Here is an 18,026-nt window from a genome sequence, read left to right as displayed (position 1 = left end):
CTCCAGCTCAGGAAGATGTCATTGTTGCCAACAGGTGTACCAGCGAGCTGATATCGGCGGCGTAAGCGGCACTTCTTATCTCGAACTTAGAATCGAGCGGTGCACACTGGAGCGAGTTTCTACGAGAAGGGATCTCAATGCGCGTGCTGATCGTGGAGGACGAGGCGGTACTGGCTGAGGCGACGGCCGAGGGACTACGCCAGCAGGCCATGGCGGTGGACCTGTGCGCGGACGGCGCGACCGCGCTGGAGCTGATCAGCATCAACCGCTACGACGTCGTCGTCCTCGATCGCGACCTTCCTGTGGTGCACGGCGACGACGTCTGTCGGGCGATCGTCTCGGCCGGTGGCGAGGCCAGAGTGATCATGCTGACCGCCTCGATCGGCCTGGACGAACGGGTGTACGGGCTCAACATCGGCGCCGACGACTACCTGACCAAGCCGTTCGCCCTCGCCGAACTCGTCGCCCGGGTCCAGGCCCTCGGCCGGCGTGCCAGGCCGGCGCTGCCGCCGGTGCTGCGCCGCGCCGGCATCGAGCTCGACGTCCCCCGGCACCAGGTGCTCCGGGACGGACGATTCATCCCGCTGTCCCGAAAGGAATTTGCCGTACTGGAAGTCCTGATGCGGGCCGAAGGCACCGCGGTCAGCGCCGAGGAACTGTTGGAGAAGGCATGGGACGAACACATCGATCCGTTCACGAACGCGGTTCGAGTGACAATGATGACCTTGCGCAAGAAGCTGGGCAGCCCGGCGGTGATCGAGACGTTGTCCGGAGTGGGTTACCGATTGGGCGGCTAGTCCTGCGTCGCCTGTCGGTCAAAGGCCACCTGGTCCTCATGTGCGGGGGGATCTTCCTCCTCAGCGCCGTCGTCCTACTGACGATCAACTACGTCCTGTTCCGGGCGGCGCTGCCTCCGGTCGTCACCGGACGGATCGACACCGCAGGCCCGAACCCGACGTCGTTGGTGCGACCGCTCAACGTCGAGACAGCGACCGAATACCGGATCGACGTCCTCAACACGCTGCTGGTGCAGTCCGGCGTGACGCTCGCCATCACCCTGCTGCTCGCCCTGCTGGTGGGCTGGATCGTCGCCAGCCGCATGCTGCGGCCGGTGCGGGTGATGGCCGAGGCGGCGCGCCAGTTCAGCGCGGAGAACCTGCACGAGCGCATCCGGATGCGGGGACACCGCGACGAGCTGACCGACCTCGCCGACACCTTCGACGAGATGCTCGACCGGCTGTCCGCCTCGTTCGACAGCCAGCGGCGGTTCGTCGCCAACGCCTCGCACGAGCTACGCACCCCACTGGCCGCGCAGCGCACCCTGGTCGAGGTGGCGTTGGCCCGCAGGAGCACCGACCCGGACATGCGGGGCCTGTGCTCACGCCTGCTCGCGATGAACATCCGGATCGAGTCCCTCATCGAGGGGTTGCTGGTGCTGGCGCGCAGCGACCGCGGGCTGGACCACCGCACTCCCGTGCGGCTCGACGAGGTGGCTGCCGGGGTGATCGACGCGCAACGCACCCGCGCCAGCCAGAACGGCCTGCGCATCCACGCCGACCTGACCCCGCAGGTCGTCAACGGCGACCGGGTGCTGCTGGAGCGCCTGGTGATCAACCTGGTGGACAACGCGATCAAGTACAACCACCCGGGAGGGCAGGTCTGGGTACGGGTCGGTTCCCCCGGCCCCGTGCTCAGGGTCGACAACACCGGGCCGGTCGTACCGGTCGACCAGTCCGCGGCGCTGTTCGAACCGTTCCGGCAGCTACGCCGGGGCCGGGACAGCGCGGATCACGGGGTGGGGCTGGGGCTGTCGATCGTCGCCTCGATCGCGCGGGCCCACCGCGGTTCCGTGCGGGCCCAGCCGCGGCCCGCGGGTGGACTCGTCGTCCTGTTCGACGTGCCGGGATCCGCTCCGACCCAGCCACGGACCAAACGGTACGTCGGCGCGTCGACCGCGTCGGACAGGGCCCACCCGGACAGGTCGGCGCGCAGCTGAGCCGGCCGATCCGTTACCGCCGGCCGGCACGACGGAGCCTGCGGCGTACGCCGCCGTCGACCCGGGTCCTGACCCGCGCCAGGATCTCCTCGTACCGGCGGTCCGCGCGCGTGCTGAGCGCCTCGGCCTGCTCCAGCATGGCGACGATCGTCTCGATCGCCGTGGCCAGGACCTGCCCGTCGTCGAGCTCGTCGGGGCTGCGGCTGTTCTTCATGCTGGTCGGCCGGAGCTCCGCCAGGTCTCCCACGACCCGGCACGGATAGTCCCGCAGCTCCTTGATCTGCTGCTCCGCCAGGTCGACCACCCATCCGGCCCGGTCCAGGCCGACACCGAACTTCAGCCCGTCCTCGCGCTGGCGCAGCACGGAGTCGACCAGGTGGCGCTGCACGACCTCCTGGTACGGCCTGCGGAGCGGGTAGCGGTCGCCCAGCGCGAGGTTGACCCGGCGCAGCACCTCGGCCTCGGCCGCACCCAACGAGGGGTTCGAGGTGGGTGCCTCCAGTTCGCACAGGTCGTCGGGGATGCCCATGATGCCCGCGAACCGGTGCCACAGGGTGTCGTACGGGGCCCCGGGAGGCGGGACGGTCACCAGGTGGCGCCGCTCGGCGGGCACCAGGTCGCCCCAGCGACGGAGCATCCGGTTCGCGGTGTAGTTCTCCCAGAACGTCTCGAACTCGCCGCGTTCCACCGCGCCGAGGAAGGCGCCGAAGCGCCAGCCGCTACGGGCCCGGATGCTCTGCTGCCAGGTCGACGGGAGGGTACGCCACAGGTCACGTCCCGCCACCACGACGTGCACCTCGGCGGGCCGCAGGCTCTCCACGGCCCGCGCCGCCTGCGCGCTGCTCGCCCCGCCCAGCCCTTCGTTGCTGATGATCACGTCGCCGGGCCAGTCGCGGGCCTTCGCGGCCAGCCGGTCCCAGGTCCAGCGCAGGTCGGCGTCGCGCCAGGGCACCTGGCGCAGGTCGGTCATGGCCGCGTCCTGCGCCCGGGCGCTGGCCGGCAGCAGGATGCCGGCCCGCTTCAGGGCCCGCCTGTTGCGCCAGAGCACGTGCTGCACGAAGGTGCTGCCCGTCTTCGGGGCGCCGATGTGCAGGAAGACGCGTCTGGCCATGCTGCCTCCCGTGGGCGGATCGGGGGTGGCCGGTGCCGGCCCGGCTCGTGGGCGCCCAGGGTGACATACGAAGGTGGCGAACAGGTGTCGTCGCGAGAGCCCGCGCCCAGCGTCAGCGCTGCGGCAGGACGAGCAGCGTCACGGAGTTCGCCGGGTAGGTCGCGCTGACGCCGCCACGGGTCACCCGGAGGTCCTCACCCCGGACGATCGAGGTGAGGTCGGCCGGGCCGTAGGTGAACCGCTGCGCCGTGTCCCCGCCGCGGAACCCGGCGAGCGCCAACCGGGACGTCAGGTCGCCGCCGGTCTTGTTGACAACCATGACGGTGAGCGCCCTGTCGCACGAGCGTTGCGCGGCGTAGACCGCGAGCTGCCCCTGGTCGCTGCTGACCGCCGACACGCTCACGTCGCCGAACCTGCTGCCGGCCCCGTCGTAGTTCCGGTACATCCGGAAGGCGTACGCACCGGGGTCGGTCGGCTTCGGTTCGCCCCAGATGGTGGCCAGGTCCAGACCCTCGCGCCCGAAGATGCCGAGCACGTCGGCCTGCGCGAGCGCGCCGTTGATGTCGTCCAGCGCACCCCAGTTGTATTCGGTGATGGCGACCTTCGTGCCGGGGTAGTACTGCGCGACCCACGCCTTCATCTGGCGGATGAACTGCAACGGCGGGGCGTTCACCCCGCCGGGGCCGATCCACGACTCGTCCACGTACGTCGGATCCCACAGCGACCGGGTGGACCGCAGCCGCAGCGCGTTGGCCTCCGGGTCCCTGCCGCCGCTGATCTGCGGGTAGTAGTGCTGGTCGAAGTAGTCGAGGAAGCGCTTCCCGCCGTGGGCGTCGCCGAAGTCCTTCATGTTCTTCAGGTACCACTGGGAGAGGTTCAGCCCACCGTGCGCCGCCGCGTCCGCACCCGGCGCGCAGCCGTCCACGCCGGACGCCACCCATTCGCAGTAGCCCCAGCCGGACGGCCCGAGCACCTTCGCACGCGGGTCGGCGGCCTTGATGGCCGCGGCGGTCGCCGTGCCCTTGCCGCCCAACTCGTCGTAGCTCACCGGCTCGGGGTGGACGTCGCGGTGGGTGGAGCTCCACAACACCGGCTCGTTGTCGAGTTCGTAGATCGACACGCCGCCGCGCGCCGCCGGGCCGAACCGGTCGACGAGATGGGACACCATCTCGCCCGCGAACGACGCGCCGGCCGGGATCGACGTGTCCGTGGGGACCGCCCCGGTCAGGTTCGTGTCGGCGTGCCGGCCGTTGCCACAGTTGGGGTCCCACTGGTCGAACGAGTCCTGCTCCGGGAAGCGGGTGGCCGGGAAGCCGCAGGCGAACGGATGCGACGAGGGCGAGTCCTTCGCCACCCATCCGATCAACGGCACGGCGACCACCTGCCTGGTCCCCTGGTCGCGGTTCCGCTGGACGAACGCCTCGACCGTGTTGTCGGGCCCGGCCACGATGTTCTCGAAGTACCAGTCACTGCCCGTGTTGTAGGTGTGGTTCTTGAAGTTGTAGCGGCTGCTCGCGTTGCCGCCCCAGCGGGCCACCGGCGTGCCGAGTTCGGCGACGAGCGCGGGGTCACCGCCGTTCATGCCGTAGATGTCGGGGCTGATCGGGTGCCGGGCAGCGGACACGTCCACGGCCAGGGTGACCCCCTCGGCAGCCGCCGCCGGGCCGGCGACGGCCTGGGTGGTCAGCAGCCCCGCCACGAGAGATCCGGCCACACCGATCGCCGTGGCGGGACGCGGCCTGCGCCGTCGTCGTGCACCCATCAGAGGCTCCCGTCGCCGGTCGGCCCGGGACGGACCGAACCCACATACACATTATCGTCCATCTATACGATGGCCATCGATTCCCGCTGATTGAAATAATCGACGGACGTCTCGCGCCACCACCCACGAGAGAGGAGCAGCCTGTGTACGGGGGCTCTCTGTTCCGCCGCCTGTGGCCCGCCTTCGTGGCCGCCGCCGCCCTGCCGGTCGCGGTGCTGGGCGTAGGCCTGGCCACCACACCCGCGGCCGGCGCCGGCACCGTGTCGACGCTGGCCAGCAGCGTCCCGCCACCGACCCCGGCCAGCACACCGGCGCCACCAGCCCCGCCCGCGCTGCTCACGGCCACCCAGGTGACCTCGACGTCCGTCACCCTGAGCTGGACCGCATCCGTTCCCGGCTGCTGCGCCATCACCAACTACACCATCATGTATCCCGAGCCGTTCAGCGACGTCATCCCGACCACGATGGTCGGAAACGTCACCACGGCCACGCTCAACATCTCGCCGACCCACCAGTACAACATCAGGGTGGCGGCCAGGGATTCGACGGGACACACCTCCCCCTGGTCGAACCAGATCATCGTGGTGGCTCCGGCCACCGACAGCGGCCCGGACACCGTGCCACCGGGCTCGCCGACGAACCTGACCAACCGCAACGGCACGCTGTACTGGACGGCCGCGCCGGACAACGTCGGCGTGACCGGCTACCACGTCTACAAGTTCGACGGCTGGTACACCTCCACGCTGCTCGGCACCGCCACGTCGACGACCTACCAGCTGCCGCCCTCGGCCACGACGGGACCCGGCCCGCACATCCAGTTCTACGTACGCGCCAGGGACGCCGCAGGAAACCTGTCGGCCGCGTCCAACACGGTCGACGCGACCAGCTCGACGCCCCCGGCCGACCTCCCGCCGACCGCGCCGAGGGACCTGGCGGTCAGCCGGATCACGTCGACGTCGGCCACCCTGACCTGGACGGCGGCCGAGCCCGGCTGCTGCGACGTCACCGGGTACACGATCGGATACTTCCAGGCGTTCTACGACCTGGGGGAAACCGTCCGGGTCGGCAACGTCACCACAGCCACGATCACCCTCAAGCCGGCCACGCAGTATCTCGTCGTCGTGAACGCCAGCGACTCGGGCGGGCACAGTTCGCCGTCGTCGAACTCGCTCACCATCGTCACCCCGGCGACCGACACCGGCCCCGACACCGTGCCGCCGAGCGCCCCGGGGACGCTGACCGTCACCGACGTGACCACCACGTCCGCCAAGCTGAACTGGACACCCTCGACCGACAACGTCGGGGTGACCGGCTACAACGTCTACCGCTGGGACGGGGTCTTCAACTCGACGCTGGTGGCCACCGTGCCGGGCACCAGCTATCAGCTGTCGATCGCGCCGTCCGTGCCCAACCGCTACTACGTACGGGCCCGGGACGCGGCGGGCAACGTGTCGATCGCGACCAACGAGGTCCGGGTCAACCCGACCACTCCACCAGCCGACCCCACCTGCGCCGTGACCTACCAGAAGCAGTCGGAATGGCCCGGCGGATTCGTCGCCGACGTCACGATCAAGAACACCGCCACGGCCGCCGTCGACGGCTGGAGCCTGGCCTTCACGTTCCCGGGTGACCAGCGGATCACCACGCTCTGGAGCGCCACCTACACCCAGTCCGGCTCCGCCGTCACGATCCGCAACGCCAGTTGGAACGGCACGCTCGCGGCCGGCGCGAGCGTCTCGTTCGGCTTCCAGGGTTCGTGGAGCGGCAGCAACGCGGTCCCCACGGGCTTCTCCCTCAACGGCACACCCTGCCGGTCCTGACGACGCCGGATATCGTCGGTCGACGGGGACCGGCGAGCCGGTCTCCTCGCACGCCGCAGGTGCCCGGGCGAGGCGCGGGATCGCGCCTTCGAGAGAACGTGGACGGGATCCGGTTCCGTGGACTCCACTACCGAAAGGACATCGCTGACCTCGCCGCGCGCGAGTGGCCGCGCGGTGCCCGGTGGCTTCGTGCTGGGCAGCTACCTGACGGGGACCCTCGCCGCCCGTTTCTTCAGGAGCCACATCCTCGTCGCGGCGCGCGTGCTGACCTTCGTGGGCCTGTCGGCCGGCCTCCTCTTCGCGACGCTGCGCGACCTCCACCCCGTCGCGGTCTTCGCCGTCTGCGTCTTCGTGGGAATCGGAAACGGCCTGACCACCCCCGTCGTGAACCTGGGGGTGATGTCCGACCACCCGAGCCGCGCCGGAACCGCGACGGGCCTGTCCGCCGCGACGGCCATCGGAGGCGGCGCGCTGATCTCCTCCGTCGCGGGTGTCGCCCTGGGCACGTCCGGCTCGCCCCGGACGCTGCTGACCCTGCTGCTGGCCTCGGCGTCGCTCGCCCTGGTGGCGGCGCTCTGGGCGGCGGCGGACACCGACCGCCGGTGGGGCTGGCATGGCGTCGGGCGCGTCACCGTGCAGCCACCACGCCGACACACCATGACAGCCCGCGTCCTCCCGGCGTTACGGTCACCACCGGCTACCCCGACGAGGCGCCGGGCGCACCGGGCTGAGCGGTCACCGGGGATGCTCGGCCAGCCGGTCGCGGAGCCGGGGGTGCCGGAACTGGTACGCGGCACCGACCCGCCGCAGCACGCCCCGGTCGACCGCGTCGTCGAGGAAGGCCATGGTCCGCCACGGCAGGTGCCCCCGGGCCGCGAGGACGACCCGGGCGACCGTGTACCTGGCCCAGGCACCAGCGCCGATCCAGCCGACGATGAACGCGGTCGCGACCATTATCGGGCGGACGGTGCCGAACAGGATCGCCGGCGGTACGCCGAGCAGGATCGTCGGCGGTACGACCATCAGTCCCGCCGCGAGGTCGCCGCGCAACGTCGAGGTCGGACTGACGACGCGGGACGGATCGGCAGGCACCACGAGCTCCCGGGTCAGGTCGCGTTCTCTGCGCCGCCAGTTCAGCCGGACGAATAGGGCGGCTGCCGTCAGCAGCAGGAGCACGCCCGCCGTGATGACCAGCGGGCCGGCCCCCGGCACGGCCAGCAGGACCAGCCCCGCCAGCAGCGGCACGGCCAGCGTCGTGGTGGAGACGAGGGCGTACCAGAGGGTGGCCCCGAGCCGGCGGAAGCTCATCTTCGTGCGGAACGGGGTCTCGCTGGCGACCCAGCCCAGCCGCGTGCGGGCCCGCCGGCTCGCCCCGATCAGGCCCAGGGCCGTCCCCATCGCCAGGCCGGCGGTGAGGCTGTGCCCGAGCCCGACGAACAGTCCGTAGAGCGCGATGAGCAGCGGGGTCCAGAGGGTTCGCTGGTGCCGGACGGCCCGGTCGAGTCGCCACCAGGCGATCTCGTGCGTGTCGGTCCGGCGCAGGTGCCGGGCCAGGAAGGACAGCGCCCGTTCCACATCCTGACGGTGCCACCGTTCGTCGGAGTCCCGGCGGCTCGTCGGGGTCGGCTCGGCCGGATAGACCGCCGGCAGCAGACCGTCGATGAGATGGTCGGCGATGGCGTCCCGGTCCGGAAAACGGGCCCGGTCGCCCAGTTCCCGCGGATCGGCGACGGTGGCGGCCGGGTCGGCGGTGGCGGCCGTGGGTGTCGTCGTCGCGTAGATGGTGTGGGCCAGCCAGGCCATCAGCGGCGTCCGCAGGGCCTGGGCGAGCGGGGCGTCCGGGTCGTTCGCCAACTCGGCGAAGGCCCGATGCCACCGCCCGGTTCCGCCTGCGGGGGCGAGGTAGTTCCGGGCCTCGGCCAGCGTGAGTGGCAGCACCTCCACCACCGCGGCCCGGGACAACCCGCAGCCGGCGGTCCGGACCGCGTCCTGGTACGGCTCGACGCGGCTGGTCACCACCAGCGGCTCTTCGGCGCCGAGGCCGTTCAGCTCGGTGAGCGCTGTGCCGAGCAGCCCGTCGCCGATCATGTCCAACCCGTCGAGGACCGGCAGCACCAGCCGACTCTCGATCAGGTGGGTGGCCATCGTCCGACGGTCGCGCGAGCGGCCCGGGGCCGGGGCCGGTCCCCCCAGGTGGGGATGATCCTGGGCCAGCCGCTGCGCCATCCACTCCCGCAGGTGCTGCTCGCCCGGGTGCCAGGTGTCGGCGGGCAGCAGCACCGGGACCGGCTGGCCGGCCAGGCGGTCCCGCAGCAGATCGCGCACGAGCCGGGTGGCCAGCACGGTCTTGCCCGCACCGGCCGTACCCAGGATCACCAATCGTCGGTGCGGCAGCCGCCGGGCCAGAAGACCGGCGAGGTCGTCCAACCCGCCGGTCGGGAGCCGGTCGTCGGTGAGCCCGACCGACGACCAGTCGACGTCGGCCATCGCCGAACCGGCGGCGGCGGTCACCGCCCAGCGGACCGGCAGCGGGCGGCGCAACACCTGGCTGCGCTCCTCGTCCCGCCGTCGCTCGGTCTCCACCTGTCTCGCCAGGGCCTCCAGGGCCTTCGACACCAGCACGTCGTTGGCGTGCGTGGGCGGGGCGCTCCGGTAGCTGACCTGGTTGACGATGTTGTGGTTACCGAAGGCAGCCGGCCCGTGAGTGGTGATCCCGGAGTAGCTGGCCTGGTGGACGCTGGTACCCGGCTCGGGTGACGGTGCCACCTGGTCGGTACGGGGACGATCCTGCGCCATCGTCAGGGTCGGTGCGGGGTCGCGCCGTCGGCGGAACCGTACGTGGTGACCACGTTGCCGTTGCCGAACGCCGCCGGCCCATGCGCCGTGATGTGCTGGAAGGTCTGACCACCAGCGGAGGACTGGTGCGGGGCGACGGCTGGTGCGGGCTGATCCGGGGTGGCAGCGGGGACGGGCTGTTCTGCGGTGGCTGCGGCGGCGTTCTCGCCCGGCAGGTGGATCCAGGCGACGGCGTCGAAGCTCTTCTCCGGCAGGCTGGCGGTAACCCGCAGGAAGTGCTCTGGCCGCAGGTCACCATAGTGCCGGACGACATCCTGGTAGAGCCGGTCCGACACGATCAGTGCCACCTGCGCGTCGGGGAACCGCCGCAGGGCGGCCTTGAGCTGCGGTGAGTCGACCAGCCGGCAGACCGTGACGACGGCCTCGCCGGGAAAGCCGTTCCCGCCGTCCAGATGGACCAGACCCTCGTGAACGCCCATCCGCAGCCGGATGCGTGCCTCCGGGGCCAGGCCATGGTTGTGCTCGCGGAGCAACCGGTCGACGGTCGGTGCAAGCCGGGTCACGACCGTCCGCTCGCTGGTGCCCTGCGGCAAGATCGCGAGCTGCCCGTCGCCGCTCGGCTGGACCAGCCAGCCGTCCGGGCGTAGGCCCAGCTCCTCCCGGGCCTGCTGCATGATCCTCGGCAGGGCCTGCTGGACACGCCACTGGAGCACGTTGTCCCGCCCGCTGTACCGCTCCACGTCCACGGTGAGGACGAGGTGCCGGCTCGGGTCCGCGATGTCAGACACCCATTTCACCCTCCGCTGGGCACACCGGTCAGTCGCTTTGTTTCTACCACCCCTTGGCGAAGCGAATCCCCGCACAGTGAGGCCTTTTCATCGCGATGGCCTGGTCATGATGGGCTCGGAGGTGAGGTTCCCCCGGTTCACCGGAGGACTTGATATCGATGCCAGGCGGGCGACACCGACAGCCGGGGCCGGTCCTCAGCAACGCCCGCTGCCGCCCGTGGCACCCCACCGGCAGCCTTTCATCAGGTGCACCGCGACGAACGTCATGACAGCCACCGACGTCCACAAGCACCGCGCCGCGTCCCGCCAAACGGCGACCGGGTACAACGGCTCCCGGGCATCCACCGAGCACCACGCCACCGACGCGGAAACGAGAAAGGCCCCGACCCAGGGTGAAACCCCAGGTCAGAGCCTTGCTGCTGGTGCGCCGCCAGGGACTCGAACCCCGAACCCGCGGATTAAGAGGTTGATCTTGATCGAGTCGTCTGGTCCAACGGGGTCACGTGAATCCATCTGTTCACGGTCAGGCCCCAGCTTCAGCGGAACGGCGTCCAGCCCAGTCCATCGCGCGCTGGCCCCGTCCCATCGCGCCCGAGCACCCACGGAGACACCGCATGGATCGTCAACAACCAGCTGGCCACGGACTCACGGTAGGCCCTGGGCCATGCTGACGCAGAACCACTCACACGGACTGGACCCACTCTCACTCACCGATCTGGGGGGTCACACGTACCTGAACGTCCTACAACGACGGTCGGTCGAGCCATGTCTCGACGCAAGGTCGGCACCTAGAGTGTTGCGGTGCTGACCCTCGGCGTCGACCTCGCAGCGGCGGACGAACGTACGGCGATGGCGACCATCGAATGGCTGTCGGACCGCGCAGTGGTGCGAGACGTGGTCCTCGACGTGGGCGACGCCCAGATCGTCAAGGCCAGCCAGGACGCGGACAAGGTCGGGCTGGACTGCCCGCTCGGCTGGCCGGAACCCTTCGTCGCGCTCGTCACCGCCCACCGGTCCGGCCACGTCACCATCGCCGACGGCGATGCCGCACGGTGGCGGCGTCGCCTGGCCTACCGGTTGACCGACGAGGTGGTACGCGAGACGACCGGCATCATTCCGCTCAGCGTGGCCGCGGACCGTATAGCCCATGCCGCCTTCCGGTGCGCCGGGCTGTTGGCGATGCTGGCCGCCGCCGGACACGACGTCGACCGGCGCGGCGACGGCAAGATCGTCGAGGTCTACCCGGCCGCGGCCCTGTGCCGCTGGGGACTGACGTACCGCGGTTACAAGGGACGGGGCCAGAAGGCACAGCATGCCGACCTCGTGACCGCGCTCTGCGCGGCCGCACCGTGGCTGGAACTGGGTGCTTTCGAGGCGCTGTGTCGACGCAGCCACGACGCCTTTGACGCGGTCGTCGCGGCCCTCAACGCACGTGCCGCCGCGATAGGCAGGGCGACCCGGCCCGACGACGAGCAGCGGCAGGTCGCAGGGGTCGAGGGCTGGATCGCCCTGCCCACGGGGCCGCTCAGCGACCTTGTCGACGGCACCGGAGCAGGCGGGAGGCGCTCATGACCTCGGGGCTGAGTTGGCTGGACACTTCTCGCGAGGATCAGCAACGCATGCGCGAGTTGCTCAAGCTCTTCAGCGACACGGAGAGCCGGGACGAGTTGGGCATCGGTCAGGTCCGCGACGCGTTCAGCGACCTGCTGTTTCCCGGCACGTCGGTCCTGCAGAACCGGGCACGGTACCTGTTGATCGTGCCCTGGTGCTACCAGGAGGCGCAGCGGCGTGGGCTACGTAGTGACCGCCTCGCCGCGCGGGTCGACCGCAACGAGCGGAAGGTGATCGCCGCGCTGCTGCGCGGCAGCGACACGGAGGGCATGATCGGCAGGCGTGCCGGAGTCGGGGTTCGCACCCTGCCCTCGAACATCTACGCCGTTGCTCTCCAGGAGTACGGCATCCGCAGCGGTGAGGATGACACGGCACCGGACCGACGGCTGGTATCCCGGCTGGCCGAGGCTGATGAGCTGACCGAGCGGTCGCGCGGTAGCTGGCATCCGACCCTGCCCGGGGCGCCGGCGAACTTTCCGCAGGAGGTCGAGGGTGGGCTGAGGTTACTCCCGGACGAGGCTCGTTGGCTGCGCGAGCGGATCATCGACGCGGTGCCTGGCACCCTGCTGGCGTACTTGCTCGATCCCGCGCATCGCCCTGGGTCGGAGGGTGATGCGCCGTGGGACGAGCCGGTGGCGCTGGCCGCGCCGGAGCCGATCGGTTCCCTGGTTCGGGACGCGCAGCGCTTCTCGCTGGCGATGCATGGTGCGGCGTTGTTGTACAACCTGCTCGTCGCCGAGCGGTACGAACGGGCGGGCCTGTCCGAGCTTGAGGAGCCGGCGGCTCGCTACCGCGACAGGCTGTCGGCATGGAGCGATGGGGTGTCGGCGGAGCAGAGCCTTAAGGGCTGGGATCGGTCGGGGATGTGGACGCGGCTGATCGAGAGGAATCCCCGGATCAGCACGAACGTCAAGGCCCGGCAGTTCATCGAGCGGTGGCTCGACGCGGTGACCAGCGGGGCTGCCGGCGAGGCGGCCAGCGACCCGGCCCTGCGGGATCTCGTCGGCGAGCGGGAGCGGTCGGTGAAGAAGGGCCAGTCGCGGTTGGTCAACGACAAGTTGTTGCGTACGTGGAGTGGCGCGTCCGGCAGCCGACGGCTGGTGTTCCGTTGGCCGCAGGTCCGCCGGATCCTCACCGACATCCACGACGGTTACGCTGCGAGTCCTTCGGAGGCTGCCGGTGCTCGCGCCTGACTCCCGCGCGCTGCTGCTCGACTCGTTGCGCCCACCGCCGGGGGCGCGGTTGTCCCGGGCGATGGCGTTGACGTTCACCCTGGATCTGGAGAGTCTGCTGATCGCACCGTTGGCGTTCGCCGCGCATGGCCTGCGGGAGTCGGCGGACCCGATCGCGGTCATGGAGGGTGTACGGCGCTGCGCGGACCGTATCGACGTGTTCTGTCAGGCGGGGCAGATCGTGGTGCCGTCAGGGGCGTCGGCGCTGTTGGCGTTCGTCGAGCCGATGGTGCACCAGGTGCACCGCCCCAAGCCGGGTCACCTGTTCCACCCCAAGCTGTGGGCGCTGCGGTTCCTCGACGACACGACGGGAGAGGTGTCGCTGCGGCTGCTGGTGCTCAGCCGCAATCTGACCAAGGATCGCAGCTGGGACGTGTGCCTTCGGTTGGATGGCGTGCCCGGCACCCGCCCGAGGAAGGACAACCGGCCTCTGGTCGACCTTCTGCGGCATGCGGTGCGGCTGGCGGTCACGCCGCTACCGGCCGCCCGGCACGCGGCGATCGAGGCGCTGTGCGAGGACCTGCGTCGCGCCGAGTGGAAGCCACCCGAGGACGCACGGGGGATCGTCTTTCACGCCTTGGGGGTGCCTGGTAGCCGCCCGCCAGACTTCGCGGGGACGCGTCACCTGGTCATCTCGCCGTTCTGCACGCCGGGTGGCCTGAACCGGTGCGCGCCCAGCGGGGCGCTGTCGGTGGTGAGCCGGCAGGAGGCGCTCGACCGTCTGCCCGAGGAGAGCCTGGCCGGTTCCGAGGCGTTCGTGGTCAGCGCCTTGGCCGGTCTGCCCGCCGAGGAGGCGCCGCCGGGCCAGGAGGTGCTGCACGGGCTGCACGCAAAGGTGTACGTGGTGGAGAAGGGCCACCAAGCGCGAGTCCTGCTCGGCTCGGCGAACGCCACCGACGCGGCGTTCGGCGGCAACGTCGAGTTGCTGGTGGAACTGGGCGGCAGCCGGAACCGGTGGGGGATCAACGCCCTCCTCGGTCCCGACGCCAGTTTCCGGGAGATCCTCGAACGGCACGAACGCCAAGACGTCACGGAGCCGGAACCCGACACCGGTTTCCTGCGTGATCTCATCCGGGACATCGCCGCAATACCCGTGTCAGCCACCGTCACGACCTCAGCCGACGGCTACGAGATCCGGCTCGACTCGCAGGAAGTCGTTCCTGAGGTGACGGGTGTACGGATCACCGCGCAGTTGCACACCCGCCGTGGGGAAGCTGTGCCGCTGGTTCCGGGCCACCGGGTGTCCGCGGTGTTCACCGGGCTCGCGTTGGCCGACATCACCCCGTTCGTCCTGGTGATCGCTGAAGACGACACGGGTCGGGAGCAGACCGTCGTCCTCGCCACCCTGCTCGGTGACCCGGCCCATCGGCTCGACCACGTCCTCGCCCAGCAGATCGACTCGCCGGAGAAGTTCCTGCGATTCCTGCTGTTGATGCTCGGTCTCGGCACCGAGGCTGCCGCCGCCGTGAGCGGCGACGTCGGCGGGCAGGGCATCTGGCGTACCGGCGGCACCGGCATCCTCGAACTGCTGCTCAACGCTCTCGTGGACCGCCCGGAGCAGCTCGACGACCTGGCCCGGTTGGTCACCCGTATCGAAGCCGACGGCGACAGCAGACGGCTGCTGCCGCCCGGCTTCACCGAGCTGTGGCGGGTCATCGACCAGGCACGGGACGCGAGCGCAGAGGCGGTGGGCCGGTGAAGCGGTACGACGCGGGGCCGGTCATGGCCGGCCTGAAGGACTTCCAGCGCGCCACCGTCGCTCATGTCGTCGACCGGTACTTCGGTGCCGACCCGACCCGCCGGTTCCTCGTCGCCGACGAAACCGGACTCGGCAAGAGCGTCGTCGCCCGGGGCGTCATCGCCCAAACCCTGCAACGACTGCAGGACGACGACAGCGTGGAACGGGTGGACATCATTTACGTCTGCTCCAACCAGGACGTCGCCCGGCAGAACATCGACCGGCTACGGGTCACCGCCGACAAGACCGTCACCCTGTCCAGCCGACTCACCCTGCTCGCCAAGCACGCACACCGGCTCAACGCCGCGACCGCCACCACCGGCAAGCCGCTCAATCTGATCGCGTTCACCCCTGGCACCTCCTTCGACCAGGGCTGGCGCACCGGTGCCGTAGAGGAGCGGGCGCTGATCTTCCTGCTCCTCGAACAGGCCCACTCGTGGGGCGGCTGGCGAACCCGAGCCGCGCTGCGCGCGTTGCAGGCGACCGTCGCCACCCCTGAGAAGTTCGAGAATCAGTGCAACAGGCTCTGGGAGCAGCTCGACGGAAGAATCGACCCGACGATCGCCGAGGGATTCCTGCGTCGTGCCCGCCACGGCGGCCTGCTCGACGAGTTCGACGCGCTACTCGACGGCATCGGTCGACGCCCCGCCCTACCTGACGCTCTGCGGGAGAAGGCCCGCAAGCTCACCGGTGCCCTGCGAACGGCGCTGGCCACCGCCGGTGTCGAGGTCCTCGACCCGGACCTGGTCATCCTCGACGAGTTCCAGCGGTTCCGGGAGCTCCTCGACCCGGACGGTGGCGACAGCGCTGAACTCGCCCGGCACCTGTTCGACCATCGAGCCGCCCGGGTGCTGCTGCTGTCGGCCACCCCGTACAAACCGTTCACCTTCGCCGAGGAAGCCGGCGCCGGCGAGGACCACTACCGCGACTTCCGGCAGGTCCTGCGCTTCCTCACCGACGACGAGTCCTGGCACGCCGACGTGACGAAGACCTTCGAGGCGTACCGGGACGCCCTGGTCCGCGGCGAACCCTGCGGCGACCTGCGCGACCGGCTACGCGCCCTGTTGTTGCGGGTCATGTGCCGCACCGAACGGCCCGCGCTGGGCCAGGACGGGATGCTGAGCGAACACCTCGACCTCGCCGACGACCTCGACACCCGTGACGTGCGCGGCTACGTGGCGATGCGTCGGGTCGCCGACGCCGTCGGCGCACGGATGTCGGTCGAGTACTGGAAGTCCGCCCCCTACTTCCTGAACTTCCTCGACGGCTACCAACTCGGCGACAAGGTCCGAAAGGCGCTCGACGGCAAGCCGGACCCCAACGTCACCGCGCTGCTGGCCACCGCGCAACTGCTCGACGCCGACACGATCGACCGACGAGAACCCGTCGATCTCGGCAACGGCCGCCTACGGCGACTCGCCGCGGACACCGTCGACCGGGGCTGGTGGCGGCTGCTGTGGCTGCCCCCGTCCCTGCCGTACCACACGCTCGACGAACCGTTCGCCACCGCGGCGGCCGAAGGCATCACCAAGCGGCTGTTGTTCTCCTCCTGGAACGCCACCCCCACCGCGGTGGCTGGACTACTCAGCTACGAGGCCGAACGCCGGCTCGGCGGCCACGGGGAGGGACACCGGCACCTCGACTACCGCACCGAGAACAACCGCCCAGCGGCAATGAGCGCCCTGGCAATCTTCTGGCCCCATCCCGCCCTGGCCACGCTGTGCGACCCGCTGGCCCTGGCCCGGCAGCGACCGGACGAGACCGTGCCGCTGGCCGTGTTCGAACGCGAGGTGCGGGAGCGGCTGCTCGCTCGCGCTTCCACCGATACGGCGGTCACCGAAGCGACCCCGGCCGAGCCGTGGGAACTGGTCTTCCGGTGGCCCGGCGCCGGCCCCGGCCCGGACGACGCCGCTGCCGCCCTGGGGACCTCCGCCGACGAGGACGCAACGGCCACCGGCCTGGACCGGCACGTGGAGCGAGCCCGGGAGCTCGCCAGCAACGCCCGCTACCCGGCAGCGGACCATCTCCACGGTCTGCTCGGCAGCGTCGCGGAGATCGGCATGCACGGGCCGGGCAACATCGCCTGGCGGGCGCTGTCCCGACTGATCCACCCCGACGATGCGGTCACGCCAACCGGGCACTGGCGCGCCGCGGCGGTATTGGCCAACGGGCTGCGGTCCCTGTTCAACCGGCCTGAATCCGCCCAGCTGCTCGACAGCCTGTCGATGGGTCCGGTCTACTGGCAGGCGGTGCTGCGGTACTGCGCCGCCGGTGATCTTCAGGCCGTCCTCGACGAGCACCTGCACACCCTACGTAGCGGTACCGCCGACACCCGCCTCGACGACAAGAACCTCTGCCGACTCGCCGACGAGGCACGGCAGGCGATCGCCAGCCGACCGTCAACCTACGAAGCCTTCAACCCACACCGCCCCGCCGAGCGGATCAAACTGCCCGGCCGGTTCGCGCTGCGCTATGGCGGCCGCGGCGAAGAACAAGCCCAGGCCGACCGCAAAGCAGTCGTACGCCGAGCCTTCAACAGCCCCTTCTGGCCGTTCGTCGTCGCCACGACCAGCGCCGGCCAGGAAGGCATCGACTTCCACCAGTGGTGCTCCGCCGTCGTGCACTGGAACACCCCCGCCAACCCCGTCGACTTCGAACAACGCGAAGGCCGGGTCCACCGCTTCGGCGGACACGCCATACGCCGCAACATCGCCACCGCACACCGCGCCGAAGCCCTACGCTCCCCCGAACCCGACGTATGGAAAGCCCTCTACGACGCGACACGAGCAGAATCCGGAGAACTGGGCGACTTCGCCCCGTACTGGGTGTTCCCCGGGCCCGCGAAGATCGAACGACACGTCCTGCCCTACCCACTCAGCCGCGACCAGGCAAAACTCGACCGGCTCAAGTCGGACCTAGCGGTGTACCGGTTGGCGTTCGGCCAGCCACGGCAAGAAGACCTCCTCAACCTGCTCCGACGCCACACCACCGACAGGACCGACACGACCGAAATCCTGAACCTACGACCGGCCCCCGAAAGATTGCCTCAGTGACAGACCAAACCAGCCGGCTTCCTTGACCAGCGGACTTCACAGCATGCAGCGGGGCGAAGCCCCACTGGACCAGCAGCTTCAACACTAACGTCCGCACAGGATCACCAGGTCAGCCCCAG

At 70.3% G+C, this 18,026-nt stretch carries 11 protein-coding genes; 7 read left to right on the top strand and 4 right to left on the bottom strand.

What is annotated here, in order from left to right; translation table 11 throughout:
• Positions 1 to 137: 137 nt before the first annotated feature.
• Positions 138 to 797, top strand: a complete 660-nt coding sequence (locus tag TK50_RS07250) for a response regulator transcription factor (protein ID WP_043962033.1) — start codon at positions 138 to 140, stop codon at positions 795 to 797.
• A 38-nt stretch (positions 798 to 835) separates the two neighbouring features.
• Positions 836 to 1,996 (top strand): sensor histidine kinase, encoded by a 1,161-nt coding sequence (locus TK50_RS07245; RefSeq protein WP_043962032.1) that lies wholly within the window; start codon positions 836 to 838, stop codon positions 1,994 to 1,996.
• Between the two features lie 13 nt (positions 1,997 to 2,009).
• Here TK50_RS07245 and TK50_RS07240 read toward each other — a convergent pair whose 3' ends face one another.
• The gene (locus tag TK50_RS07240; RefSeq protein WP_043962031.1) at positions 2,010 to 3,107 is read right to left on the bottom strand and encodes a hypothetical protein; all 1,098 of its coding nucleotides are present in this window, start codon (positions 3,105 to 3,107) and stop codon (positions 2,010 to 2,012) included.
• Positions 3,108 to 3,219: 112 nt separating this feature from the next.
• Positions 3,220 to 4,821, bottom strand: a complete 1,602-nt coding sequence (locus TK50_RS07235; RefSeq protein WP_241773947.1) for a glycoside hydrolase family 44 protein — start codon at positions 4,819 to 4,821, stop codon at positions 3,220 to 3,222.
• 191 nt (positions 4,822 to 5,012) lie between these two features.
• On the opposite strand from TK50_RS07235, the gene TK50_RS07225 reads away from it, so the two are divergent.
• Positions 5,013 to 6,689, top strand: a complete 1,677-nt coding sequence (locus TK50_RS07225; protein ID WP_229403814.1) for a cellulose binding domain-containing protein — start codon at positions 5,013 to 5,015, stop codon at positions 6,687 to 6,689.
• Positions 6,690 to 7,424: 735 nt separating this feature from the next.
• On the opposite strand, the gene TK50_RS07215 is transcribed toward TK50_RS07225, so the two are convergent.
• Positions 7,425 to 9,485 (bottom strand): NACHT domain-containing protein, encoded by a 2,061-nt coding sequence (locus tag TK50_RS07215; protein ID WP_043962028.1) that lies wholly within the window; start codon positions 9,483 to 9,485, stop codon positions 7,425 to 7,427.
• 2 nt (positions 9,486 to 9,487) lie between these two features.
• Positions 9,488 to 10,264, bottom strand: a complete 777-nt coding sequence (locus tag TK50_RS07210) for a hypothetical protein (protein WP_043964016.1) — start codon at positions 10,262 to 10,264, stop codon at positions 9,488 to 9,490.
• Positions 10,265 to 11,074: 810 nt separating this feature from the next.
• Between TK50_RS07210 and TK50_RS07205 the strand changes: the two genes are divergently transcribed.
• From TK50_RS07205 to TK50_RS07190, 4 genes are all read left to right on the top strand, one after another.
• Positions 11,075 to 11,845: a DUF429 domain-containing protein gene (locus TK50_RS07205; RefSeq protein WP_043962027.1), complete on the top strand. Its 771-nt coding sequence runs from the start codon at positions 11,075 to 11,077 to the stop codon at positions 11,843 to 11,845.
• Positions 11,842 to 13,077, top strand: a complete 1,236-nt coding sequence (locus TK50_RS07200; protein ID WP_043962026.1) for a DUF6361 family protein — start codon at positions 11,842 to 11,844, stop codon at positions 13,075 to 13,077. Before TK50_RS07205 ends, TK50_RS07200 begins: the two co-directional genes overlap by 4 nt.
• A gap of 61 nt (positions 13,078 to 13,138) precedes the next feature.
• Entirely contained in the window at positions 13,139 to 14,815 is a 1,677-nt protein-coding gene (locus TK50_RS07195) for a phospholipase D family protein (RefSeq protein WP_144420180.1), read from the top strand.
• Positions 14,812 to 17,907 carry a C-terminal helicase domain-containing protein gene (locus tag TK50_RS07190; protein ID WP_052503644.1) on the top strand — a complete coding sequence of 1,032 codons (3,096 nt, stop codon included), beginning with the start codon at positions 14,812 to 14,814 and terminating at the stop codon, positions 17,905 to 17,907. The genes TK50_RS07195 and TK50_RS07190 overlap by 4 nt, the downstream gene beginning before the upstream one ends.
• The last annotated feature ends 119 nt before the right edge of the window (positions 17,908 to 18,026 follow it).

The organism is Micromonospora haikouensis, from assembly GCF_000876225.1.
Lineage (GTDB): Bacteria > Actinomycetota > Actinomycetes > Mycobacteriales > Micromonosporaceae > Micromonospora > Micromonospora haikouensis.
The sequence above is the reverse complement of the archived record's forward strand: the minus strand, read 5'-3'. Positions and strand labels throughout refer to the sequence as shown.

What these genes read in the sequence shown, in the direction of transcription:
- TK50_RS07240 (WP_043962031.1), bottom strand. Translation starts at nt 3,107, where the DNA reads ATGGCCAGACGCGTCTTCCTGCACATCGGCGCCCCGAAGACGGGCAGC.
- TK50_RS07195 (WP_144420180.1), top strand. Translation starts at nt 13,139, where the DNA reads ATGGCGTTGACGTTCACCCTGGATCTGGAGAGTCTGCTGATCGCACCG.
- TK50_RS07245 (WP_043962032.1), top strand. Translation starts at nt 836, where the DNA reads ATGTGCGGGGGGATCTTCCTCCTCAGCGCCGTCGTCCTACTGACGATC.
- TK50_RS07215 (WP_043962028.1), bottom strand. Translation starts at nt 9,485, where the DNA reads ATGGCGCAGGATCGTCCCCGTACCGACCAGGTGGCACCGTCACCCGAG.
- TK50_RS07250 (WP_043962033.1), top strand. Translation starts at nt 138, where the DNA reads ATGCGCGTGCTGATCGTGGAGGACGAGGCGGTACTGGCTGAGGCGACG.
- TK50_RS07200 (WP_043962026.1), top strand. Translation starts at nt 11,842, where the DNA reads ATGACCTCGGGGCTGAGTTGGCTGGACACTTCTCGCGAGGATCAGCAA.